The organism is Paracoccus alkanivorans (genome assembly GCF_003697785.1).
In the GTDB taxonomy this organism is placed as follows: Bacteria; Pseudomonadota; Alphaproteobacteria; order Rhodobacterales; family Rhodobacteraceae; genus Paracoccus; species Paracoccus alkanivorans.
Window position 1 is genome coordinate 47,907 of the sequence record NZ_QOKZ01000002.1, and the last position, 21,230, is coordinate 69,136.

Consider the following 21,230-nt stretch of genomic DNA (forward strand, 5'->3'; position numbering starts at 1 on the left):
GCAACGATGCGGGGCATAGTTACCTTGGTTGTCTATGTATTTCTAAGGATGCGTATCTCGTCAGGTGAGCTAGGGGAAACTTGTCTCAGAGCTTCAATGTCATAGTTTGAAATGGTGTTCCTGATACCGTCATCAAAGCTAAATTCGAATGCCCAGTTAAAGTCGCGCAGAAGTTTGCTCACATCTAGTGCACAAGAGTAATCCCTGAACGGAAAATACCTCCGCGCCATCACATCGCTAGCGTGGTCTTTACCTGAAACGATCTTTAATTCGCCGCCTGACACAGCCGCTACTTTCTTAACCCACGCCTCAGCATTCATGGTCTCAGGTTCTGCAACATTGTAAATTGCGCGCTTGCCGAAATCAGCATCAACAAAATGGGTGATTATGTTTGCAAGGTCTTGAACATGAAGAAACTGAAATTGCACCGACCCATCGCCGGGGATGATAATTGGCCTTCCTGTCAGCACACGAGACCATATGAAGGTTTCCCGATCATTGGCGTTGTTTGGACCATATAGATAAGGCGGGCGAAGGATTGCGAGAGGACATTCGACATGTTCAACTAAGAATTCGTCGGCTCTCGATTTATCCAACCCATAAGCACCCCAAATTTCCGCACCGCCTAGACTATCATCTTCGGCAGGTAAGCGATCAGGTGTCTCTCGATAAACCGCAGCACTGCTGAGATGTATCCACTTGCTCGCAAAGTTGCCGAACGCAGAGAATGCTGTTTCAACCTGCTGTCTTGTGTAACCGCTAGTATCAACAACAACGTCAAATGAAGCAGAATGCTTGGCCATTTCTTCGGATCGGTCACGGTCGGCGACAATCTGAGAAACGCCATCAATTTTTCGATTCCCACGATTTAGAATCGTTACCGCATGACCTGCTCTTATGAGTGTTGGAATGAGTGCTCCTCCAACAAAACCTGACCCGCCAATCACCAGAATATTCTTCAAACCTTCTCTCACATGTAATGAATTTAGGAACTCGAATGAACACTAGTCCCAGTGCAGAAAATAGTCAATTTGGGCTCGGAGCCGCCTTGTGGCAACGCGGCGCTGCTCCCCGCCCTGGTCAAGCCAAGCTTGAGCCAGCTGAATGCCGGCAGGCAGCCAAAAGTTGCCGGTCGTGTCCAGGAACGGTACGTCGTCGCTCAGCCTACAGAGGACACTGCAGAAGCACTCGACCCATCACATACAAGGGACTTATGCGCCATTGCACAGTCCGCTCGCGGTAAAATTCTTTACGGAAAACACTTTTCACTACAATTGCATTTGAGTTGTTGTATATTGTGTGAATATCGGCTTTTCGCGCAATGCATGGAGTATTCCAGTTGGCCACATTCTTTAGCGATGCATTTAATTTGGAAAAATCTGTTGTTGACGAGTACGGGGCTTTTGATGTGTCAATCATCAACGATTTGCCACTTTTTATTGACCCGTTCCTTCTCTTTCACAGCGAAAAGCAAGAATATCAGGACTTACATGATAGCATAATCGAATATCTGGTCTTTCTGAGAGATCGGGCAGCGGACAGCCACGTCAGCGACGGTATGCTACGTAATTGGTATTGCTTCCCGGAAGTAAAGCAAAACTGGTTTGGCTTCTCGATGGTTGGAAACGGCGGTTCAGGTCTCGGGATGGACTTTGCAAGAAGCTTACATGAAAACTTGAATGTCATCTTCGCCAACTTTGGCGAGGAGAGCATCACCGAAAGTTCTCACTTGGAGAAAGTATGCTTAGTATCGAGCGGAGTCGGACGGGACAACATAAGTGATTTCGTGACAAACCTGATCCAGGACTTTCTGTGCACATACACGGAGAGCTTCGCCAAGGCGCATTTGCGTGAAGACCAAATACGAGAAGTCTGGATTGATAGAGCCGTTTTCAATTTCAAAACACAATCTTGGCAGAGAAAGTGCTACGAACTGCCTTGGTACGAAGGTGATTACATCATCCTTACCCCCAAGGATATGCTGACGAGGGACGACACATGGATCAACACAAGCGATTTAATCCTTAGGTTCCAAGATATTCCCACAGCCATCCCTGATGGTAGCCTTAGGGCGTCCGTCAGCAACTATTTTGAGAGAGAGCTCAAAGCCCGCAAGAAGAAGGGGCGACACCCTACCAAAGCAGAGAGGGCCGAGGCAGCGACAGCGACTATCCGGCAGTATCCTGAACTTATCGACTATTACATCAAGTTGAAAGAAGACACTGGCGATGATGCTACTGATTTGAGCTTTGAGAAGGTTTTCGCAACTGAGTTGTTTTTCTCCAAGCGCCTACGCGAAATTCTTCAGCCTGTTCTAGCCGCAACCGATTTCTACCGCGTAAAGCCAGGCACTTACGAGGAAGCTCATATTCGACTCGCTTACCTGAAGCACGTCATCGAAGACATGGGAGGCTGGCGCATCTTCTATGACGACAATGGAAACGCGGTCGAACGGGAGAAAGACGTTCAGATACTGTACCGACTGGTTTGGTTTGGAACACCGTCGGATGCGGGTACCGAGGCCAATGATGGTCGCGGGCCGGTTGACTTCAAAATATCGCGCGGCAGAGAAAAGACACTCGTCGAAGTGAAGCTGGCAAAGAACACAAAACTTGAAATGAATCTCAGAAAACAAACCGACATATATCAAGCATCATCAGATGCGCAGCGCGCTATAAAGGCCATTGTTTACTTCTCGTATTCACAGTTGACTCGCGTGCAGCGAATATTGAAGCGGCTTGGTCTCAAAAACAGCAAAGACATTGTTCTCATCGATGCGCGCAAGGACAATAAACCTTCAGGATCGAAAGCCGCTTGAACGGCCAAGATGGTGCGTAAGTCATGACATGTGCACCATCCCTATCAAACCAGGAAAACAAAGCTGTGGCTGTGGTGGACAGACCCGATGCACTTTGCCTCGAGCCTTCATCTGGACTTTGCAAAGTCTGCTTCCTGCGCTTCGTCGACCTCGGTGTAGAGCGCAGCATCAACCGTGGCTAATACGGCCTTGTGAATGTCCGCTTTCGGGAAGGTGGCATTCGCTGTGCGCAGCCACAGCATCGTGGATGCTGCGCGACCTACGAATGTCGCGGAAGGGCTGCCTGTTGTCATCCGCCAAGACGTCCGGAACCCAATCTGCTGCCACAGGACGACGATACCAATGCTGCTGCGCTGCCGCAGGTCAGCTTCGAGCCCTTGTTGCCACACCGCGCAGCTGCTGCGTTTCTCGGGTGCAGCACAGGGAAGGTGGAAAGGCCGGCCCTGAGCCGCCTTCCAGTGATCACGCGAAGTGCTGCAGTGCGGCCCGTCATTTCGGCCATTCGCCGCGCCAGCAAAGTCATTGACTGTACGAACTCACTCAATGCGGGACGAAGCTGCCGTCGCATCAGATCGGCCGACCGGTGTCATCCGAGGACTACTAGCTTCCATACACGTGCAAGAAAATGCTGACGCCTCGTTGAACTCGTTTTTCAACTTCATGCTCCGACAAGGGATCGCGAACGCCTAATTTAACCTCAATATTGACGAACCCCAACCAAAGACCCGTCAGGACGTCAGCCGCAACATCGGCATCGACCTGGGCCAAAAACCCTTGCTGCATCCCTTGCTTCAGGAGCTGGATCAGGAGTTGTTGTGCTCGTCCCGGTCCCAGTTCAAAGATCTTCTTGTGAAACTCGGGATGTTCGGTTGCAATTGAGGCAATAAGCCGATCCCAGCCAGCCAGTTCGCGTTGGTTGATGAAGGTGACATACCTGATCCCGAAGCTGACCAAGCTTTCAGGTGTTAGCCTTTCCTGCGAAAAGCTTGCAAATTCTTCATCGGTGATCGTCAGATCCGCTTCTCGCCGGATGACGGCTTCGATCATGGTCTTCTTGTCTGCAAAGTTTGCATATAACGTGGATTTCGACACCCCTGCCCGTGAAGCAATGTTGTCCGTCGTCACCTCCGGCCCCGTAGCGAGCAGCAGGGTACGTGCTGCATCGAGCAGGGCAGTGCGCTTGCTCTCGTCCTTAGGTCTTCCACGGGATCGTTTGGTTTTAGGCAATTGCAGCTCCGTCACAGCAGAATGGACATGGATGCGGCCAGCATCAGGCCTCCAACGACAGTGACATGCTCCAAAACGATATGAAACTCCGGGGTCCGCTTAGGCTCCTCATATTTCCAGAATGGGTGTGCAACCGGAATGCAGAGGATTGTGAAAACAGCCAAAGCGCCCGCTCCAAGCCAGCCAAGACCCCCGGCGTTGCTGATCAGAAGGGCCGGACCGCCAAGTTGGCAAGCAATCGTCGCGAGTGCGAAGACTTGGGGGACTGGCAGATTAACGTCGATCATTTCCTGCACAATGACTTTGAAGTTGAACAATCCGAACAGACCGGCCACCCAGAAGAATGACGTCAGGATGACCTTCGCTAGGAGGATCATGTGAGGATGGGTCAGCAGAAGGCTAAGCAAGTGTTCCATGGCGCTCTCATTATTTTCCAGTCCCACTAGTGTAGAAAATAATTATCGTACTCGATAGTGCGATAATGTCGCACTTAGCTTTGCCAAGGGTGGCGATGGGCTCAGAGCCGACATCTGACCTTTATTGTCAGGGCGGACAGGCCCCAGTAAATACGAGCCTCGGTTGTGCGGGACAAACTGAGCTTTCTCTGCGGCTACTCCAATGACTGCTTCCGTTTGTGCTACTTTCGTGTCGAAACTTGATGCCATCAGCATCGCCGAATCTGTCGGAGGAACCCTACTTTATGATTGCCTATGTAACCGTTGGTGCAAATGACATCGCCCGGGCCGAACGCTTTTACTCTGCTTTCCTCCCGTCCCTCGGCTACGAGGTCGAAGAATACCAAGGCGACCTGAGCTACATGCTGCCCGTAGAGCCGGGCCGGTCCGCAGTTCAGCCCGATTTCTACGTCAAATCGCCATTCAATGGGCAATCCGCCACGGCTGGCAACGGCGTAATGGTCGCTTTTCAGGCCCAGTCGCAGAAACAAGTGCGTGACCTTCACGCCTCCGCGTTGGCTGCAGGCGGCTCTGACGACGGGCAGCCTGGTTTTCGGAATTCCTATGGGCCGAACTTCTATGTCGGCTACCTTCGAGACCCGCACGGAAACAAAATAGCGCTGTTCTCTAGCGACCCGAATGAGCCTGGCCGCGACGAATAAACGCGGGAGCAGAAATTTGTCCGCATCGCGGCGCCGGTCAAGATGGGCTCGCAGCCGCCTTGCGGCGATGCAGCGCGTGAATCGCCGCCCTGGAGCATCACATCTGGTTGCTCGATGCCGGCAGGCAGTCCTTTCACGACATTCATTCCGCCTGCAGCATGACACAGAGCCCATTGCCCGGAGGGCGGGAAGCGGACCTTCGCAGCGATGCCACGAAAGCGCTCCCTACCGGCGTAAACACTTGTTTGCGCCTACGCTGCCGCACTCAATTTTAGAAGGCGTGAAAAATTACCCGACCTACGCCCAGCTTTCTCTACTATACCCTGATAATCCTGGGCGAGCGAAAGACATATATCGATTATCAAAAATGCGGTAATAAAAAAACGTTCAAGGTCATTCCTTATATGATTTGGGTTTCCGAAATCGGAGGACGCCTTCCTCCAGTCCTTAACTTTTGCCATGAGCTCTTCAAATGACGGAATTGCCTTCGAGAATGGGTACCAGACACCGTGCAGAGACTTATAGTTAACTTCATTCCTCACAACCGAAAGCCAATTCCCTGACTGATACTTTCCCAGTTGACATAATGCATCCGAGAGGTTGGAGAACACCTGCGAAAGCTCTTGTCGCCTATTATCCGAAGCTCGAAGGGTGAGTGAATCAGTTGATATCTGCCTCACTAAAACGTTAAAACATTTCCAAAGATCTTTGTGGCTTTCGGAGCACTTATTGAAAGTGAGATGCTGATCGTCTGGCAAAAAACCGATCAGGTAATAGCTTGACGGGAGCGTGGGAAGATATCCAGCCTCGCTGTTACATCTTGTTTTTAGAAACTGCACATGTCCGTTTTCGAGATGAGAGAAAGACATCCCAAAGAATCGCAGAATTGCATGTGCTGCAAAATAAGCCGCATAATAGGTTTGGATCACCCTCCAAGATGTGAGTTTCGGATATGCAGAAGTTTGCTCCAACTCAAAAACAGTTTGTGCTGAGTGAGTGGCAAATCGAAACGCATCTAACGACATGCTTTTCATTACTTCTTCCGAGATCTGACAAAACAATGAAAGGTCGGGAGGTTGACTATTTATGTAATAGTTTCCATCATGTAGCCATAACTTTAAAGTCTGCGTACACTGTTCATCATATGATAAACTTTTGGGTATCCAAAGTGGTCGCAACAGTTCAATATCAGTTTTCTTCAAAGCTGGAACTCACCCTTGAAATGTTTATCAAGGTAGTCAACAATTTTGGCCTGCGAAGTTCCGGACAATTTGCTTATCTGGATACTGTCAAAAAGAGGGGCCAATACAGTATCGAAGTTTCCAACTGTGTACTCTGGCCCAAAACGGTCCTTTACTCTTCGAGCTGCTTGAATAAAAAACGAGACAATAGCGCGAAAGGTAACGCTGTTTAGTATTATATCTTCATCACCGCCGTTTCGAATTATCTGATCTCGAACACTGGCAAGATATTCGGATAAGATTGTCTGAATGTCTTCGGAGCTCCGAGACGTGAGGGCTGGATAAATACTCTTAAGCGCAGCATTAAACGTAACCCTTGATATCTTATTCTTGGCGCGCTTCGATGGCGTCAACCGTCCGAAGAGAGGGCTGCTTGGATCGGCACTCATTCTATCAAAAACATCTCTGAAAAGCTGCTCTTCTGTGTTTTCGTAGTCGGCTTGCTTCTTAATATCGAGTAACAGTTCCGAAGGAACGCCCCGTTGCTTTGAATTGATGTCAATAAACAAGCGAGATTCGTCCTGCCTGCTCAAGCCATCATAGATTATGACCGGAACTCGAATTTTTGTTTCTGCCAGCTTAAAGCCATAGATGCGGTGCTGACCATCAAGGATCAGAAAAGAGTTAGGGCTGATCTCAAAACTTATGGTTTTATTTCTCGATTCATATTCAAGGCCGCAAGATTCTTGAGCTGACAGTATTACTGAGGTCGGAATGGTCCCATGGCCAGAGTCCATATATGAAGATATTTCCTTTGCTCTCTTCACATCAAGTAATCGCTGAAACCCACTTTCAGGGTCATCATCTCTCGTCGATACGAATGTACAATTGCCTAAGACATCGCTGGGCATCGCCAATTGATAGAAACGATGTTCACCTTGTGTAAGCAGTACCGCAGCATAGCTCTCACGGGCCATAGTCTATACCTCTTGGACGTAGTGGTGTTTCAAGCTAAGCTTTGGTTGCTTTTGTCTATGGATGCAAGGCAAACGATATTGATACTTCGATCCAGAGCTCGTAGGTGTGAAGGATCTAGAAAAGCCTCGTGATGTCACCGCTGCCTAGCAGCGTTACGACGCTCGACTAATGCCCGATCTGGGCCGCCCGAGCCCTTGCAACACTCCGATGGCCCAGACTTTGCAAAGGTCACTATCTGCGCGTTGCTGCCCTTGATGCAGAGTGCAGCATCGACGCAATAGTCAAATGAGAGATGAATGACCGCTTATTCCTCTCTAACAAGAGCCCTTCGCAGTTGCAGAGAATGACTGGAATCCGCCCATTTTGTGGAAAACCGCCCGTTCGCGACCGCAGCAAATAGCGTTCTGAAGAGTGCGCAAGCGCCTTTCTGATCAGACTTTTCGTGTTTGCTGCGGTGCGGGAAGGATCTTGGCTAGTTTGCGGAGGTTTTGGGCAGTGGCGGCGAGCAGGAATTCGTCATTTGCGCCGCACGGCCCACGTAATCGCAGTCGTCCCAGCCCGAGAATGCGTTTGAGGTGGGCGAAGAGCATTTCGACCTTCTTCCTGAGCTTCATTGCAATCTGGTACTCTGCGGTTTTGGCCAGACCCCTAGCGACCTGACGCGCATCTTCGTGCTCCTCGCGGGTGATCTTGCGCGCATCAGCGTTGGGGCAGCATTTTTGCTTGGACGGGCAGGCCTGGCAGACTTCTTTCAAGGCGCGATAGCGTGCGGTGCCTTTGTCCGTCGGGCCCCGGTTCGGATCGGAATAATTCCGGCGGAACTGCTTGAGCGCGTGACCCTCGGGGCAGATATATTGATCATTCTCTGCATCCCAATCGAACTCTGCGCGTGTCCAGGTGCCGTCGGGACGTCCGGCCTTGTCGATCACCGGGCTGTAAGGATCGATTTTGCGATCCACGAGCCAGCCGAGCATCGGGCCGGAGCCGTAGGCGGTGTCGGCAATCATCCAGTCAGGGACCAGACCGAACTTGTCTTTCACCCGTGTCAGCATGGTCTTCGTCGATCCAACCTCGGCTTGCCGGATCGAACGGGTGCCTTCGACGTCCAAAATAACACCGTGATCCGTGTCGATCAGATAATTGTCGGAATAGCTGAAGAAAGCAGGCCCTTTGCGGGCCGCAGTCCACTGGCTGGCCGGATCGGAATGCGAGGTGAACTTGGGATGGACATCGCTGGCCGCGCCAAATGCGGCATCGTCGAGCGTGTCGAGATACTCGCGGACCGCGCGCCCCGAGTCTGCCGGATTGATGGTCGAAGCATCCCATTCTTCCTTTGGTGTTGAGTTCTGCTTGTTCGCATCGGCTTCGATCAGACTGGCGTCCACTGCCATGCGCTGCCCGCTGGCGAGGCCCTCCTCAATGCAGCGGGCCACAGTCGTTTCGAACAAATGCCGCAGAAGTTCGCTGTCGCGAAAACGCCCGTGCCGGTTCTTGGAAAACGTCGAGTGATCGGGAACGCGATCGCTCAGATCAAGGCGACAAAACCAGCGATACGCGAGGTTCAGATGTACCTCTTCGCAGAGCCGCCGCTCTGACCGGATGCCAAAGCAATATCCGACCAGCAACATGCGGATCAGTAGTTCAGGATCGACGGAAGGGCGGCCCGTGTGGCTGTAGAAATCCGCCAGATAGGCGCGAGCGCTGCTCAGGTCGACGAAACGATCAATGGATCGCAGCAGGTGATCTTGTGGGACATGATCTTCCAGCGAAAAGTCGTAAAACAGTGCCGCTTGCGCTTCTTGCCTCGGTCCCAACATCGCCAAATCCCCCCACAATACGGGAATTGAATCAGTAGTTCAGGCCGCAATCAAGGAAGAGGTTTTCAACAAAATAAGCCCTTCTGCCTCGGTCGCTTCTCGTTACCGCGAAGGCGGGAAACGCTGCGATAATTGAGGTCTTCGCGCTTCCCGCCTTCGCTACCTTTGGGTAAAGCCCCACCGTTTTAGCCGGCAGATACAGTAGAGCACGGAAGATATTAGCAGCTATTGAGACCTTCGCCTCACCCTTGATATCCGCAGTCATAAATGTCGCTGTCGATCGTGCCCGGCGCATTGGCCAGGGTCACTCCATGCTTAAGCGCAAGGCCGGAGCGTGGCCTGACCTGCACCTCCCACCCTGCCGGGATCTCCAGGATCAGCCCGGTCGGGATCAGTGCCCGCTGACCGGGAGCAAGTTCTATCCCGTCCCGCGCGCCCTCGGGAAAATTCGCCCGCAGATCCGCTCCCGCCGCGCCCGCGGTCTCGTATGAGGGCAAGGATAGCGCAATATCCGCATCCTCCAGCCTCTTGATCCTGATTTTCGGCGCATCGGACATCTTCGGCTCCTCGCATGCAAAGGCCGCGCGGCGATGCCTGCGCGGCCCTATCGTTGCAATCCCGCAAGACGCGATCAGCGCGGCGAGATCATCATCACCATCTGCCGGCCTTCCAGCTTGGGCATGGCCTCGATTTTTCCGGCCTCGCCGACATCGTCGCGTACGCGGTTCAGCAATTCCAGCCCCAGCTCCTGGTGAGCCATCTCGCGGCCGCGAAAGCGCAGCGTGATCTTGACCTTGTCACCCGATTCAAGAAATTTCATGACATTGCGCATCTTGACGTCATAGTCATGCGTGTCGGTTCCCGGGCGGAACTTGACCTCCTTGACGTCGATGACCTTCTGCTTCTTGCGCGCCTCGGCCTCGCGCTTTTGCTGTTCGTATTTGAACTTGCCAAGATCCATGACCTTGCAGACCGGAGGGGTCGCGTTCGGCGAAATCTCGACCAGATCGAGCCCTGCCTCCCGAGCCATGTCCAGCCCGACAGAGGGCGACACGACGCCCACATTCTCTCCTTCCGGGCCGATCAGGCGAATTTCGGCCACGCGGATGCGTTCATTGACGCGGGGACCGGTATCACGGGTGGGCGGTGCATTATGCGGTCTGCGAGCTATGGTATTACTCCTTATATAACCATGGCGTGAGTGGGCGGAAAATAAGCGCGGCGAGACCGCGTTTCAACCGAATTCACAGCCATGCGCAACGCAAAACCATGGTTTTGTCACGCTTTTGTCGCAAGACGGGCGCGGTTGATGGCTTTTCGTGACGCGTCGCCTGTGCGATAGACAGGGCAAACGGGGCCGAGCCGGGGGATATGTCATGCGAAAATTGCTCCTTCTTATCCTGATTCTCGCCGCCGCTGGCGCAGCGTGGTGGTGGAATCAGCAGCAGGCGGAGATGACAGGGGACGTTTCATCCGAACCCGTCGAAACAGTCCCCGAAACAGCTCCGGGCGATACTGCGGATATTGCCGAGCAAACCGCCGAGGGCGCGGCGGAAACCGCCGAGGAGGCCGCTCAGGCACAGCCCGAGGCAACGGATACCGCTGGCACCGCGCAAGCAGCGAATGACGCGGCAGATGCGGCTGCCGATGCCGCCGCGGTTGCAGCCGATGCCGCCGCCGAGGCGGTCCGGGCTTCTGGCGACACCGCTGCCACCGACGCAAATTCCGCGGCCCAAGAGGCCGAAGCCGCAGCCGAGGCCGCATTGGACGCGGCAGACCGGGCCGCCGATGCGGCTGCGGACGCAAGCAGCCAGGATGCGCCCGCAGCCGTCGAGGAAGCGGCCGATGCCGCCGCCAATGCGGCCGAGGAAGCGGCCAGCGCCACGAAAGAGGCCGCCGACGCGGCTTCCACCGCCACCGCCATCGAAGATGCGCTGACCCCGGAGGGTTTCGATGCCGCGCAGGTCGATGCGTTGATCGAATCGGCTGCGATTTCAGACGCGCAGAAAGCCACGCTGAAACGCCTGATCGAAAGTGCCAGCAGTAATCCGGACCTGCTGCGCTCGGCATTGGACCAAGTCAAATCCGTGATGAAATAATCAAGTATTGCAATGACATCCGAATTCCCAAGCCTGCAGGATTACCTGAATAGCAAGCCAAAGGCCCTGACCAAAGGGCCAATCGCGATTCTGCTGATCGAAGACGATGCCGTCGTGACCGAAACCTTGCAGCATCACCTGAAACTGGGCTTCCGGCACGTTCTGGTCCTGTCGCCCGAGCCGGTCCCTGTCCCGGAAGGCGACGCGCGCCGCATCACCAACCTGCAATGGCAGACACGGCGCCGCAACGCGCATGTCGGCGCGGTCAATGCGATTATCAAGGCGGTGCCCGCGGGAACCTGGCTTTACTACTGCTTCAACGCCGAATTCCTGTTCTTTCCCTTTTCCGAAACCCGCAGCGTCGGTGAAATGCTGACATTCCATGTCGAAGAGCGCCGTTCGGCGATGCTGACCTATACGGTCGATCTCTACGGTCCCGACCTGGCTCGCTGTCCGAATGCAGTCGATCTTGAAAACACGATGTTCGATCGCACCGGTTACTACGCCCTGGCGCGCCCTGACCGCGAGGGCCATCCGGTCGAACGGCAGCTCGATTTCTTCGGCGGGCTGCGCTGGCGCTTTGAGGAGCATCTGCCCAAGGACCGGCGGCGGATCGACAGGATCTCGCTTTTCCGTGCCACCAAGGATCTGGAGGTTACCGCTGACCACCGCTTCAACATCGCGGAATACAACACTTATTCCTGCCCGTGGCATCACAACCTGACTGCGGCGATCGGTTCGTTCCGCGTTGCCAAGGCGCTGAAGACCAATCCCGGATCGCGCGACAGCATCAACAGCTTCATCTGGCGCAATTCGATTCCGTTCGAATGGCGGGCACAGCAGTTGATGGATTTCGGCCTGATGGAGCCCGGCCAGTGGTTCTGATCTGCCGAAACCCTGCCAAAATGCGCAATAATCCATACAAGAGCTTGTGCTTGCACGGGCTTCGCTGCGAATGATAGACGGAACGTCAACTTGAACAGCGACCGGTCGATATGACCAATACGGGAAGGCAGGACTGAATGGCAATGACGCAAACCAGCTTTGACCGCGACGAGCTGCTTGCCTGCGCACGGGGCGAGCTGTTCGGGCCCGGGAATGCGCAATTGCCGGAACCGCCGATGCTGATGATGGATCGTATCACCAATATTTCCGGCGATGGCGGTCCGCATGGCAAGGGCCATGTCGTGGCCGAGTTCGACATCAAGCCCGACCTGTGGTTCTTTCCCTGCCATTTTCCCGGCAACCCGATCATGCCCGGATGCCTCGGCCTTGACGGGCTGTGGCAGCTGACCGGCTTCAACCTTGGCTGGCGCGGCTGGCAGGGGCGCGGCTACGCGCTTGGCGTGGGCGAGGTCAAGCTGACCGGCATGGTCCGTCCCGACCGCAAGATGCTGCGATATTTCGTCGACTTCACCAAGGCCGTCCAGACACGCCGCCTGACCATGGGCGTGGCGGATGGCCGCGTCGAGGCGGATGGCGAGTTGATCTATCAGGTCAAGGATATGAAGGTCGCCCTGTCGGCCAGTTAACCCAATGTTCAAGGAGGCCCCCATGCGACGCGTCGTTATCACCGGGCTCGGTATCGTTTCTCCCATCGGCAACAATGCCGGGGAAGTCACCGAAAGCCTGCGGCAGGGGCGTTCGGGCATCGTCTTTGCACCCGAATATGCCGAGCACGGCTTTCGCAGCCAGGTTCACGGCATGCCGCAGATCGACCTGACCGAACATATCGACAAGCGCAACCTGCGTTTCATGGGACCCGGCGCGGCCTATAACTTCATCGCCATGGAGCAGGCCATCGCCGATAGCGGGCTGGAGGAAGGCGATGTCTCCAACCCCCGCACCGGGCTGATCATGGGTTCGGGCGGGCCGTCGACCTCGAATTTCTTCGACGCCCACCGGATCGTCATCGAGAAGGGCAGTCCCAAGCGCATGGGGCCGTTCATGGTGACGCGCTGCATGTCCTCGACCAATTCTGCCTGCCTGGCGACGCCGTTCAAGATCAAGGGCGTGAACTATTCGATCACCTCGGCCTGCTCGACCAGCGCACATTGCATCGGCAACGGGGTCGAGCAAATCCAGATGGGCAAGCAGGATATCGTCTTTGCCGGTGGCGGCGAGGAACTGGACTGGACGCTCTCCTGCCTGTTCGACGCGATGGGGGCGATGTCGTCGAAATACAACGACACGCCGGAGACCGCCTCGCGCCCCTATGACGAGACCCGCGACGGTTTCGTGATCGCGGGCGGCGGCGGAGTCCTCGTGCTCGAGGAACTGGAGCACGCCAAGGCCCGTGGTGCGAAGATATATGCCGAGGTCACCGGCTATGGCGCCACCTCGGACGGCTATGACATGGTGGCCCCTTCGGGCGAGGGCGGCGAGCGGTCGATGCGCCTTGCCGTGGCAACACTGCCCGAAGGCCGCAAGGTCTCTTACGTGAACGCTCATGGCACCTCGACCCCGGTCGGCGATGTGGGCGAAATCAAGGCCTTGCGCCGCGTCTTTGGCGAAGGCAGCACGCCCCCGGTCAGTTCGACGAAATCGCTGACGGGCCACAGCCTCGGGGCGACCGGTGTGCACGAGGCGATCTACTGCCTGCTGATGTTGCAAAATGACTTCATCGCGGCATCGGCGAATGTCCAGACACTGGACCCCGACATCCAGCCAAGCGAAATTGCCACGACCCGGGTGGACAATGCCGGTCTGGACTCGGTCCTGTCGAACAGCTTTGGATTCGGCGGCACCAACGCCACGTTGCTGATGTCCAAATACCTGGAATAAAACAAGAAACAAGATCGAGGACAAAAATATGGGCGATCTTCTTAAGGGCAAGCGCGGGCTTGTGATGGGGGTCGCCAACGAGCGGTCCATTGCCTGGGGCATCGCCCGCGCCGTCGCGGCCGAAGGGGCAGAACTGGCATTCAGCTATCAGGGCGAGGCTTTCGGCAAACGGGTTGCGCCCCTGGCCGAAGCGGCAGGATCGGATTTCCTGCTGGATGTCGATGTGACCGATGACGACAGCCTGGAGGCGGCCTTTTCCGACATTGCCAGCCGTTGGGGGCGGCTGGACTTCCTGGTCCACGCCATCGCCTATTCCAACAAGGAGGAATTGACCGGGCGTTTCGTCGATACCAGCCGGGCGAATTTCAAGAACTCGCTGGATATATCCTGCTACTCGCTGATCGAGGTCGCCCGCCGCGCCATGCCTCTGATGGCGCCGGGCTCGACGATCCTGACCATGACCTATGCGGGCTCGAACCGGGTGACGCCGTTCTACAATGTCATGGGCGTGGCCAAGGCGGCGCTGGAATCGAGCGTCCGCTACCTTGCCAACGACCTCGGCCCCGACGGCATCCGCGTGAACGCCATCTCTCCCGGCCCGATGAAGACGCTGGCCGGGGCGGCGATCGGCGGGGCGCGCAGGACTTTCCGCCATACCGAGGCGAACGCGCCGCTGCGCGCCAACGCCACGCTGGAGGCGATCGGCGGCACCGCGGTATGGCTGATCTCGGACTGGGGCGCCTGCACAACCGGCGAGATCGTGAAGGTCGATGGCGGCTACCACGTCCTTGGCATGCCGCAGAGCGAAAACCTGTGATCTGGGTCTTCGACGCTTACGGGACATTGTTCGACGTGGACGGCGCGGCCCGTCAGGCGGCGCGGGACGATCCGTCACTGACGGGTATATGGGCCGCATTGTCGGCGGATTGGCGGCGAAAGCAGCTTGAGTATTCATGGATGCGGGCCATCACCGGCGACCATGCCGATTTCTGGCAGGTCACCGCCGAGGCACTGGAATGGGCCACCGAACGCCACGGCGCGACGGCGGATCAGTCCGCCCGCCTGCTGGAACTTTATCGCCAGTTGCCCGCCTATCCCGAAGTGCCGCAGGTCCTTGACCGGCTGCGGGCTGACGGCGCGAAAACCGCGATCTTCTCGAATGGCAGCCCCCGGATGCTGGCCGATGCGACCGCCTCCGCCGGGTTATCCGGGCGGCTGGATGCCTTGCTGTCGGTCGAATCCGCCGGGCGGTTCAAACCCTCGGCCGAGGCTTACGGTATCGTCACCGATCATTTCGCCTGCACCCCCGGCGACATCACCTTCGTCTCTTCGAATGGCTGGGACGTCTATGGCGCCACCCGTTTCGGTTTCCGAGCGGTGTGGGCCAATCGCTCGGGCCTGCCGGTGGATCGTCTGCCCTGCAGGCCGGGCCGTATTGTTTCCGATCTGAAGGGACTCTGATGACCGCATTCTTCACCGCGCCCGACGGCACCCGCCTCGCCTATCGCGACGAGGGTGTGGGGCTGCCGGTCCTGTGCCTCGCTGGACTGACCCGCAACATGGCCGATTTCGACTATGTCGCCCCGTATCTGCCGGATATCCGCCTGATCCGAATGGATTATCGAGGACGCGGCCAGTCCGGCTGGACCGGCTCCGATACCTATACGGTGCCGCAGGAAGGCAAGGATGCGCTGGCATTGCTGGACCATCTGGGTGTCAGTAAGGCGGCGATCCTCGGAACCTCCCGCGGCGGGCTGATCGGGCTTTTCCTGGCGGCGGTCGCGCATGAGCGGCTGCTGGGGCTGTGCCTCAACGATGTCGGCCCCCGGATCGAACAAGCGGGATTGGAACGTATCTTCGATTATGTAGGGCGTAACCCGTCGGCCAGAACCCATGCCGCGCTGGCCGAACGCCTGCCCGCCGCCATGCCCGGTTTTTCCAATGTGCCCGAGGGGCGCTGGCTGGCCGATGCGCAGAAACATTACGAGGAAACCCCCGAGGGGTTGCGCATCAAATACGATTCGGGCCTGCGCGAGGCATTTCTTGCCGCTTTCGAGGGCGAGAGCCCCGATCTGTGGCCTCTTTGGGAAGCGACCACCAGCCTGCCCGTCGCCCTGATCCGCGGCGCGAATTCCGATCTTCTTTCGGCGGATACCGCAGCCGAGATGCAGCGCCGCCGCCCCGACCTGCTTTTCGCCGAGGCTTCGGACAGGGCGCATGTGCCATGGCTGGATGAACCTGCATCGCTGCGGCTGCTGGCCGAATGGATCGCCGCGCTGCGGATGCATTCGGCGGGATAGCGGAGCAGACGGTTCTACAACCCGTAGATCCGCCCGAATTTCTCTTCCAGGTAATCCAGCAGCGGCTCCGGCCCGATCTTGGCGCCGGTCGCCTCTTCGATCAGGCGGCGCGGCGGCATCAGCCCGCCATGGCGCTGCAGGTTCTCGCGCAGCCATTCCACGCCCGGCCCGGCATCGCCTTGCGCAAGGTGCTCGTCCAGATCGGGCACAGCCGCGCGCATGGCGGTATTCAGGCAACCGGCATAGACATTGCCCAGGGCATAGGTCGGGAAATAGCCGAACAGGCCCACGGACCAATGCACATCCTGCAAAAGGCCATTTGAAGGCCGGTCCACCACAACCCCGAAATCCTTGAGGAAGCGCGCGTTCCAGGCCTCCACCAGGTCCCCGGCGTCAAGCCTCCCGGCGATCAGGTCGCGCTCAAGATCGAAGCGCAGCATGATATGCAGGTTATATTGCACCTCGTCGGCCTCGGTGCGGATATAGCCCGGCGTGACCCGGTTTACCGTCGCATAGAAGGCATCCGCGTCACCGATATTCAGCCCGTCGAAGGCATCCGACATGCGGTGAAACAGCCAGCCGGCAAAGGCGCGCCCGCGGCCCATCTGGTTCTCGTAGATACGGCTCTGGCTTTCATGAACGCCCATCGACACGCCGCGCCCAAGGGGGGTGAAGGCGTAATCGTCGTCGATCCCCTGCTCATAGCTGGAATGGCCGACCTCGTGGATGGTCGAGTAGAGGCAATTGAACGGATCGGTCTCGACCACGCGGGTGGTGATACGGCTGTCCTGCCAGCGCCCGCTGCTGAACGGATGCACGGCCAGATCAAGCCGCCCCCGGGTCCAGTCATAGCCGAAACCCGAGGCGCAAAGGCGGGCCAGCCGAAGCTGGGTCTCCTGCGGGAAATGCCCGTCCAGCTTTCCGGGCTGACGCTCCGCCCCCAGCACATCCTCGCGCAGGGCGACGAGGCGCGGACGCATGGCGTCGAACAATGCCGCGATCTCGGCCGCCGTGGTATCGGGCTCGTAATCGTCGAGCAATGCATCGTAAAGGTCGCCGCCATCGGCCAGCGCCGCCGCCTCTTCGCGCTTCAGCGACAGCACCTTGTCCAGCATCGGCAGGAAGTCCTCGGGCGCCTCGTTGGCGCGCGCCTCGGCCCAGATGCCCTGCGCCAGCGAGGTGGTTTTGGCGATCTCGGTGGCCAGACGGGCGGGCACCCGGCTGGCACGGGTGAAATCGCGCTCGATCAGTTCGGCGATCCGCCTTTCGGTCTCGGTCGACGGATTTGCGGCGGCCAGCCATTCGCCGATACGCGGATCGGTGCGGCGTTCATGCAGCACTTCCTCCATCGCCGCCATTTCCTCGGAACGCTGCTCGGTCGCGCCGCGCGGCATGACGGTTTCCTGGTCCCAGCCCAACCGCTCGGCGACAGAGGACAGCGCCTCGGTCTGCCGCTGGAAAGCGAGAAGATCGTCCATGGCACTCATTTTCTGGTCCCCCTGACCGAGGTTTCATATGGGTAACGGGCGTGGTGGCGGGCGCGTATGATCAGCGTGAACAGCGCCACCGCGCCAAGCTGATGGGTCAGCGCCAGCGGCAAGGGCGAGGCATGAAGCACATTCATGATCCCCAGCCCCACCTGCATGGCGACCATGACGATCATGGCCGTAAAGGCCCCCCGCGTCACCGGATGCGGAGACCGGCGGGCGCGCAGCCAGACCACCACCGCGAAAATCGCCAGAAGATAGCCCGCCATGCGATGGATGAACTGCACCAGCGCCGGATTCTCGAAAAAGTTCCGCCAGCCGAGTGCCGGGTCCCAGATTGCCGCGGGAATCCACTCGCCCCCCATGGTCGGCCAGCCGGTATATTGCCGCCCGGCATCGATCCCGGCGACCAGCGCGCCCAGCAGGATCTGCAGGAAAGCCAGATGCATCAGCCCGGTCGACATGGAGAACAGCTTGGCCTCGCCTGCCCTGCGCGCCCGCAGCAAATCCGCCTCGCTGCGGGACAGGAGCGTGACATACCACGCGATCAGCCCAAGGATCAGGAAGGCCAGCCCCAGATGGATCGCCAATCGATAGGATGCCACACGGGTCATCCCCTCGACCAGTCCGGAGCTGACCATCCACCAGCCGATCGCGCCCTGCAGCCCGCCAAGCGCGCCAAGCGTCAGCAGCCGGGGCGTCCAGCCCACCGGGATGCGCCTTGCCGCAAGGAAGCCGACAAAGCCCGCGGCCCAGATCAGCCCGACCAGCCGCCCCAGCAACCTGTGCGACCATTCCCACCAGTAGATTCGTTTGAAGCCCGCCAGATCCATGTCCGGGTTGACCTCGGTAAATTGTGGGATCTGCTTGTAAGCGTCGAATTCCGCTTGCCAATCCGTTTCCGATCCCGGTGGAAGCGTTCCCGTCACCGGTGCCCATTTCGTGATCGACAGGCCCGATCCGGTCAGCCGCGTCGCACCGCCAAGGGCGATCATCGCGGCCACCAGGACGAAAAGGACTATCAGCCATAGCCGGATGGCCCTGCGCGCGCCCTTCGGGGCGGCATCGATCAGGCCGGTCCGGGCGACAGGGCGGCTGGCGGTGTCATCCGAGACTTCCTCGAAAACGGGGCGCTTGGCCATCGCTTGCTCCTCTCAGGGTCGGGCGGACAGTAGGTCGGGCCTAGCGGCGGGTCAATTGCCGCAGCATCCCGTGCAGGATGCGGACATCGCCCCGGGTCAGCACCAGCCGCGACCACATGTTGCGTAGGTTCAGCCGCATATTGGCGGCCTTGGATTCGGGAAAGAAAAAGCCCGCCTCGGTCAGCTTTTCCTCGTAATGATCGCCGAGCCGTTCGATCTCGACCCGGTCGGCCAGCATCTCGCCCACCGGGCGGCGGCCATGCGGGGCGGGCTCGGGCGGCAATTCGACGCGGCCCCATTCGTACCCCATCAACAGCACCGCCTGCGCCAGGTTGAGCGAGGGGAACTCGGGATTCACCGGCACCGTCACGATGGCATTGGCGCGGGCGACATCGTCATTTTCCAGCCCCGCCCGCTCGGGGCCGAAGATGATCGCGACGCGGCCCTGGCGGCTGCGCGCCGCCTCCATCGCCTCTTGCGGCGTGTGAACAGGTTTCGACAGTTCCCGTCCCCGCGCCGTGGTGGCGAAGGCGAATTCCACGCCCTCCATCGCCTCGGCCAGTGTCGGATAGATTCGCGCATGGTCCAGCACCCGGCCCGCCGCGCCCGACGCCATCGCCACCGCCTTCGGATTGGGCCATCCGTCGCGCGGCGCGACCAGCCGCATCTCGGTCAGGCCGAAATTCAGCATGGCGCGGGCTGCAGCGCCGATATTCTCGCCCATTTGCGGGCGCACGAGGATAATGACAGGTCGGTGATCGCTTTGCATGATCTGCGCAATAATCCGTCCGGCAGCGACGGGCAAGCTGCGCTATCCGCGGCAATCCGAAGTGGGCCGGACTTTACCGGCAGGCTTTCGAGCCAGCAAGGATATCTGCCTTCATCCGCTCAAGCTGTTTGGTCAAGGGATAGCCAGCCACGCAGATCCCGGCCAAGTGCGACACGCGGCGTTTTCTGCATGGCAGCATTGCATGCCAAAGTGACGCCGCGTCGCAGCACTGGAAAGCGCGGGACATCGCCCTTATCTGGCCGGGTGCGGAGGAGCCAACTCCAATATGGCAGATCAGATATGAGCCAAGAATCGAAACCGCAAAGCATTGCCGACCGCCAGCGCAACAGCGAGGCCGAGGCGGCACTGGAACAGATGTTCGGCTATTTCAGCCGGGAAGGTCAAACGCATCGGGTGATCAGCGAATTCGACGCCTACCGGGCCGCCGGCAGAGCCGCCTGACCCTTTGCCGGTCTAGGCCCCGGGGACCGGCCTCGGGCAATTCGGGACCGCCCCACTGTTAATGCGATCCCGGATTGCCGGTCTTCTTCGCTTGCCCTCGGCGGCGTGCTGTGAAACGCTTTCGCTGAAATGGCGAGGACAGCATGAGTGACGGGCGCAACGGATCGGTCAAGCAGATCATCTGCATCAAATGGGGCAGCAAGTTCGGGCCGGAATATGTGAACCGCCTGCACGGCATGATCTCGCGGAACATCACGCCGCCCTTCCGGCTTTACTGCTTCACCGATGACGGCACCGGGCTGCATCCCGATATCGCCGTGCGCCCCCTGCCCGAATTCGAGTACAAGGCACCCGAGCGCACCCGTGGAAAATGGCCGAAATCCCGGCTGTGGGGCGATCTTGGCGATGTGACCGGCGTGGTGCTGTTTCTTGATCTGGACGTGGTCATCACCGCCAATATCGACGGCTTTTTCGAGTATGGCGATCCGGATGACACGATCCTGGGGCGCAATCTCAATACACCCCTCGAACGGATGGGGCAAACCTCGGTCTACCGGATGCGGGTGGGCAAGCTGGCCCCCTTGCAGGATATCTTCCGCGCCGATCCCCAGGGGGTGGCCGATACCTATCGCTACGAACAGCGCTTCGTGACGCGCAACGCGCCGGGCGGGGTCAAGTTCTGGCCATTGCGCTGGATGGCGCATTTCCGGCTGCAATGCGTGCCGATCTTTCCGCTGAATTACATCAAGGAGCCGCGGATTCCGCGCGGCGCGAAGATCGTCATCTTCCCCGGCAACCTGAACCCGCCCGACGCCATCGCCGGGCGGTGGGACGAGCATGGCATCCCCCGCGCGCCGCTGGATCACCTGCGGGCCACGTTCGGCAAGGATCGCCGCGAGGGCCTGGTGAAACATCTGCGCCATTACCTGCGCCCCGCCCGTTGGGTCGAAACCATGTGGCGCGAATAGCTGTTTTCCAAAAGCACCGAAACCTCGATACAAGACGATACAGATGAGCCTGCCCGCGCCCCTGACCGCCTCTCGGATGAA

The 21,230-nt window shown here is 58.1% G+C and carries 22 protein-coding genes and 1 pseudogene; 11 read left to right on the forward strand and 12 right to left on the reverse strand.

Going from position 1 to position 21,230, the window contains the following annotated elements; translation table 11 throughout:
- Positions 1 to 32: 32 nt before the first annotated feature.
- Positions 33 to 962, reverse strand: coding sequence for an NAD-dependent epimerase/dehydratase family protein (locus tag C9E81_RS04925; RefSeq protein ID WP_166461821.1), 930 nt, complete (start codon positions 960 to 962; stop codon positions 33 to 35).
- Between the two features lie 377 nt (positions 963 to 1,339).
- On the opposite strand from C9E81_RS04925, the gene C9E81_RS04930 reads away from it, so the two are divergent.
- Positions 1,340 to 2,818 carry a hypothetical protein gene (locus C9E81_RS04930; protein WP_119748704.1) on the forward strand — a complete coding sequence of 493 codons (1,479 nt, stop codon included), beginning with the start codon at positions 1,340 to 1,342 and terminating at the stop codon, positions 2,816 to 2,818.
- A gap of 107 nt (positions 2,819 to 2,925) precedes the next feature.
- On the opposite strand, the gene C9E81_RS04935 is transcribed toward C9E81_RS04930, so the two are convergent.
- From C9E81_RS04935 to C9E81_RS04945, 3 genes are all read right to left on the reverse strand, one after another.
- On the reverse strand, positions 2,926 to 3,207 hold the full coding sequence (locus C9E81_RS04935) for a hypothetical protein (RefSeq protein WP_122111221.1): 282 nt from the start codon (positions 3,205 to 3,207) through the stop codon (positions 2,926 to 2,928).
- A gap of 211 nt (positions 3,208 to 3,418) precedes the next feature.
- On the reverse strand, positions 3,419 to 4,045 hold the full coding sequence (locus C9E81_RS04940; RefSeq protein ID WP_122111222.1) for a TetR/AcrR family transcriptional regulator: 627 nt from the start codon (positions 4,043 to 4,045) through the stop codon (positions 3,419 to 3,421).
- An 11-nt stretch (positions 4,046 to 4,056) separates the two neighbouring features.
- Entirely contained in the window at positions 4,057 to 4,461 is a 405-nt protein-coding gene (locus tag C9E81_RS04945; protein WP_122111223.1) for a DoxX family protein, read from the reverse strand.
- A gap of 284 nt (positions 4,462 to 4,745) precedes the next feature.
- Here C9E81_RS04945 and C9E81_RS04950 point away from each other — a divergent pair, with 284 nt between their 5' ends.
- Positions 4,746 to 5,162, forward strand: a complete 417-nt coding sequence (locus C9E81_RS04950) for a VOC family protein (RefSeq protein WP_122111224.1) — start codon at positions 4,746 to 4,748, stop codon at positions 5,160 to 5,162.
- A 251-nt stretch (positions 5,163 to 5,413) separates the two neighbouring features.
- Here C9E81_RS04950 and C9E81_RS04955 read toward each other — a convergent pair whose 3' ends face one another.
- From C9E81_RS04955 to infC, 5 genes and pseudogenes are all read right to left on the reverse strand, one after another.
- Positions 5,414 to 6,196 carry a hypothetical protein gene (locus C9E81_RS04955; RefSeq protein WP_208021112.1) on the reverse strand — a complete coding sequence of 261 codons (783 nt, stop codon included), beginning with the start codon at positions 6,194 to 6,196 and terminating at the stop codon, positions 5,414 to 5,416.
- A gap of 164 nt (positions 6,197 to 6,360) precedes the next feature.
- The gene (locus tag C9E81_RS04960) at positions 6,361 to 7,320 is read right to left on the reverse strand and encodes a DGQHR domain-containing protein (protein WP_122111226.1); all 960 of its coding nucleotides are present in this window, start codon (positions 7,318 to 7,320) and stop codon (positions 6,361 to 6,363) included.
- A gap of 432 nt (positions 7,321 to 7,752) precedes the next feature.
- A complete protein-coding gene (locus tag C9E81_RS04965; RefSeq protein WP_122111227.1) occupies positions 7,753 to 9,138 on the reverse strand; it encodes a transposase in 1,386 nt (461 codons plus the stop codon).
- Between the two features lie 269 nt (positions 9,139 to 9,407).
- Positions 9,408 to 9,695 (reverse strand): annotated as a pseudogene (locus C9E81_RS04970) (dUTP diphosphatase); the annotation flags it as partial.
- A 74-nt stretch (positions 9,696 to 9,769) separates the two neighbouring features.
- Positions 9,770 to 10,324 carry a translation initiation factor IF-3 gene (infC, locus tag C9E81_RS04975; protein WP_481859699.1) on the reverse strand — a complete coding sequence of 185 codons (555 nt, stop codon included), beginning with the start codon at positions 10,322 to 10,324 and terminating at the stop codon, positions 9,770 to 9,772.
- 190 nt (positions 10,325 to 10,514) lie between these two features.
- Here infC and C9E81_RS04980 point away from each other — a divergent pair, with 190 nt between their 5' ends.
- The 7 genes from C9E81_RS04980 to C9E81_RS05010 all read left to right on the forward strand — a co-directional run bounded on the left by C9E81_RS04980 (position 10,515) and on the right by C9E81_RS05010 (position 16,321).
- Positions 10,515 to 11,237, forward strand: coding sequence for a hypothetical protein (locus tag C9E81_RS04980; RefSeq protein WP_208021113.1), 723 nt, complete (start codon positions 10,515 to 10,517; stop codon positions 11,235 to 11,237).
- A 12-nt stretch (positions 11,238 to 11,249) separates the two neighbouring features.
- Complete coding sequence (locus tag C9E81_RS04985) at positions 11,250 to 12,122, forward strand: glycosyltransferase family 2 protein (RefSeq protein ID WP_122111230.1); 873 nt, start codon at positions 11,250 to 11,252, stop codon at positions 12,120 to 12,122.
- A gap of 137 nt (positions 12,123 to 12,259) precedes the next feature.
- Positions 12,260 to 12,769 (forward strand): bifunctional 3-hydroxydecanoyl-ACP dehydratase/trans-2-decenoyl-ACP isomerase, encoded by a 510-nt coding sequence (gene fabA / locus C9E81_RS04990; RefSeq protein WP_122111231.1) that lies wholly within the window; start codon positions 12,260 to 12,262, stop codon positions 12,767 to 12,769.
- Positions 12,770 to 12,791: 22 nt separating this feature from the next.
- Positions 12,792 to 14,021: a beta-ketoacyl-ACP synthase I gene (gene fabB, locus C9E81_RS04995; RefSeq protein WP_122111799.1), complete on the forward strand. Its 1,230-nt coding sequence runs from the start codon at positions 12,792 to 12,794 to the stop codon at positions 14,019 to 14,021.
- Between the two features lie 28 nt (positions 14,022 to 14,049).
- Entirely contained in the window at positions 14,050 to 14,838 is a 789-nt protein-coding gene (locus tag C9E81_RS05000; RefSeq protein WP_122111232.1) for an enoyl-ACP reductase FabI, read from the forward strand.
- Positions 14,835 to 15,482 (forward strand): haloacid dehalogenase type II, encoded by a 648-nt coding sequence (locus C9E81_RS05005; protein ID WP_243698516.1) that lies wholly within the window; start codon positions 14,835 to 14,837, stop codon positions 15,480 to 15,482. Before C9E81_RS05000 ends, C9E81_RS05005 begins: the two co-directional genes overlap by 4 nt.
- Positions 15,482 to 16,321: an alpha/beta fold hydrolase gene (locus tag C9E81_RS05010; RefSeq protein WP_122111234.1), complete on the forward strand. Its 840-nt coding sequence runs from the start codon at positions 15,482 to 15,484 to the stop codon at positions 16,319 to 16,321. Before C9E81_RS05005 ends, C9E81_RS05010 begins: the two co-directional genes overlap by 1 nt.
- Before the next feature lie 14 nt (positions 16,322 to 16,335).
- On the opposite strand, the gene C9E81_RS05015 is transcribed toward C9E81_RS05010, so the two are convergent.
- The 3 genes from C9E81_RS05015 to C9E81_RS05025 are packed head-to-tail and all read right to left on the reverse strand — an operon-like array spanning position 16,336 to position 19,719.
- A complete protein-coding gene (locus C9E81_RS05015) occupies positions 16,336 to 17,808 on the reverse strand; it encodes a carboxypeptidase M32 (protein WP_122111235.1) in 1,473 nt (490 codons plus the stop codon).
- Positions 17,805 to 18,950 carry a heme A synthase gene (gene ctaA / locus C9E81_RS05020; RefSeq protein ID WP_122111236.1) on the reverse strand — a complete coding sequence of 382 codons (1,146 nt, stop codon included), beginning with the start codon at positions 18,948 to 18,950 and terminating at the stop codon, positions 17,805 to 17,807. The genes C9E81_RS05015 and ctaA overlap by 4 nt, the downstream gene beginning before the upstream one ends.
- A gap of 40 nt (positions 18,951 to 18,990) precedes the next feature.
- Entirely contained in the window at positions 18,991 to 19,719 is a 729-nt protein-coding gene (locus C9E81_RS05025) for an RNA methyltransferase (protein WP_122111237.1), read from the reverse strand.
- Positions 19,720 to 20,019: 300 nt separating this feature from the next.
- On the opposite strand from C9E81_RS05025, the gene C9E81_RS22845 reads away from it, so the two are divergent.
- Positions 20,020 to 20,181: a hypothetical protein gene (locus C9E81_RS22845; RefSeq protein ID WP_166461822.1), complete on the forward strand. Its 162-nt coding sequence runs from the start codon at positions 20,020 to 20,022 to the stop codon at positions 20,179 to 20,181.
- Positions 20,182 to 20,324: 143 nt separating this feature from the next.
- Positions 20,325 to 21,149 carry a glycosyl transferase gene (locus tag C9E81_RS05030; RefSeq protein ID WP_122111238.1) on the forward strand — a complete coding sequence of 275 codons (825 nt, stop codon included), beginning with the start codon at positions 20,325 to 20,327 and terminating at the stop codon, positions 21,147 to 21,149.
- Positions 21,150 to 21,230: the final 81 nt, after the last annotated feature.

Excerpts from the sequence above, each read along its gene's own strand:
- C9E81_RS04945 (WP_122111223.1), bottom strand. The coding sequence starts at position 4,461 with ATGGAACACTTGCTTAGCCTTCTGCTGACCCATCCTCACATGATCCTC.
- C9E81_RS04950 (WP_122111224.1), top strand. The coding sequence starts at position 4,746 with ATGATTGCCTATGTAACCGTTGGTGCAAATGACATCGCCCGGGCCGAA.
- C9E81_RS04955 (WP_208021112.1), bottom strand. The coding sequence starts at position 6,196 with ATGAAAAGCATGTCGTTAGATGCGTTTCGATTTGCCACTCACTCAGCA.
- C9E81_RS04960 (WP_122111226.1), bottom strand. The coding sequence starts at position 7,320 with ATGGCCCGTGAGAGCTATGCTGCGGTACTGCTTACACAAGGTGAACAT.
- C9E81_RS04965 (WP_122111227.1), bottom strand. The coding sequence starts at position 9,138 with ATGTTGGGACCGAGGCAAGAAGCGCAAGCGGCACTGTTTTACGACTTT.
- C9E81_RS04980 (WP_208021113.1), top strand. The coding sequence starts at position 10,515 with ATGCGAAAATTGCTCCTTCTTATCCTGATTCTCGCCGCCGCTGGCGCA.
- C9E81_RS04985 (WP_122111230.1), top strand. The coding sequence starts at position 11,250 with ATGACATCCGAATTCCCAAGCCTGCAGGATTACCTGAATAGCAAGCCA.
- fabA (WP_122111231.1), top strand. The coding sequence starts at position 12,260 with ATGGCAATGACGCAAACCAGCTTTGACCGCGACGAGCTGCTTGCCTGC.
- fabB (WP_122111799.1), top strand. The coding sequence starts at position 12,792 with ATGCGACGCGTCGTTATCACCGGGCTCGGTATCGTTTCTCCCATCGGC.
- C9E81_RS05000 (WP_122111232.1), top strand. The coding sequence starts at position 14,050 with ATGGGCGATCTTCTTAAGGGCAAGCGCGGGCTTGTGATGGGGGTCGCC.
- C9E81_RS05010 (WP_122111234.1), top strand. The coding sequence starts at position 15,482 with ATGACCGCATTCTTCACCGCGCCCGACGGCACCCGCCTCGCCTATCGC.
- C9E81_RS05015 (WP_122111235.1), bottom strand. The coding sequence starts at position 17,808 with ATGAGTGCCATGGACGATCTTCTCGCTTTCCAGCGGCAGACCGAGGCG.
- ctaA (WP_122111236.1), bottom strand. The coding sequence starts at position 18,950 with ATGGCCAAGCGCCCCGTTTTCGAGGAAGTCTCGGATGACACCGCCAGC.
- C9E81_RS05025 (WP_122111237.1), bottom strand. The coding sequence starts at position 19,719 with ATGCAAAGCGATCACCGACCTGTCATTATCCTCGTGCGCCCGCAAATG.
- C9E81_RS22845 (WP_166461822.1), top strand. The coding sequence starts at position 20,020 with ATGAGCCAAGAATCGAAACCGCAAAGCATTGCCGACCGCCAGCGCAAC.
- C9E81_RS05030 (WP_122111238.1), top strand. The coding sequence starts at position 20,325 with ATGAGTGACGGGCGCAACGGATCGGTCAAGCAGATCATCTGCATCAAA.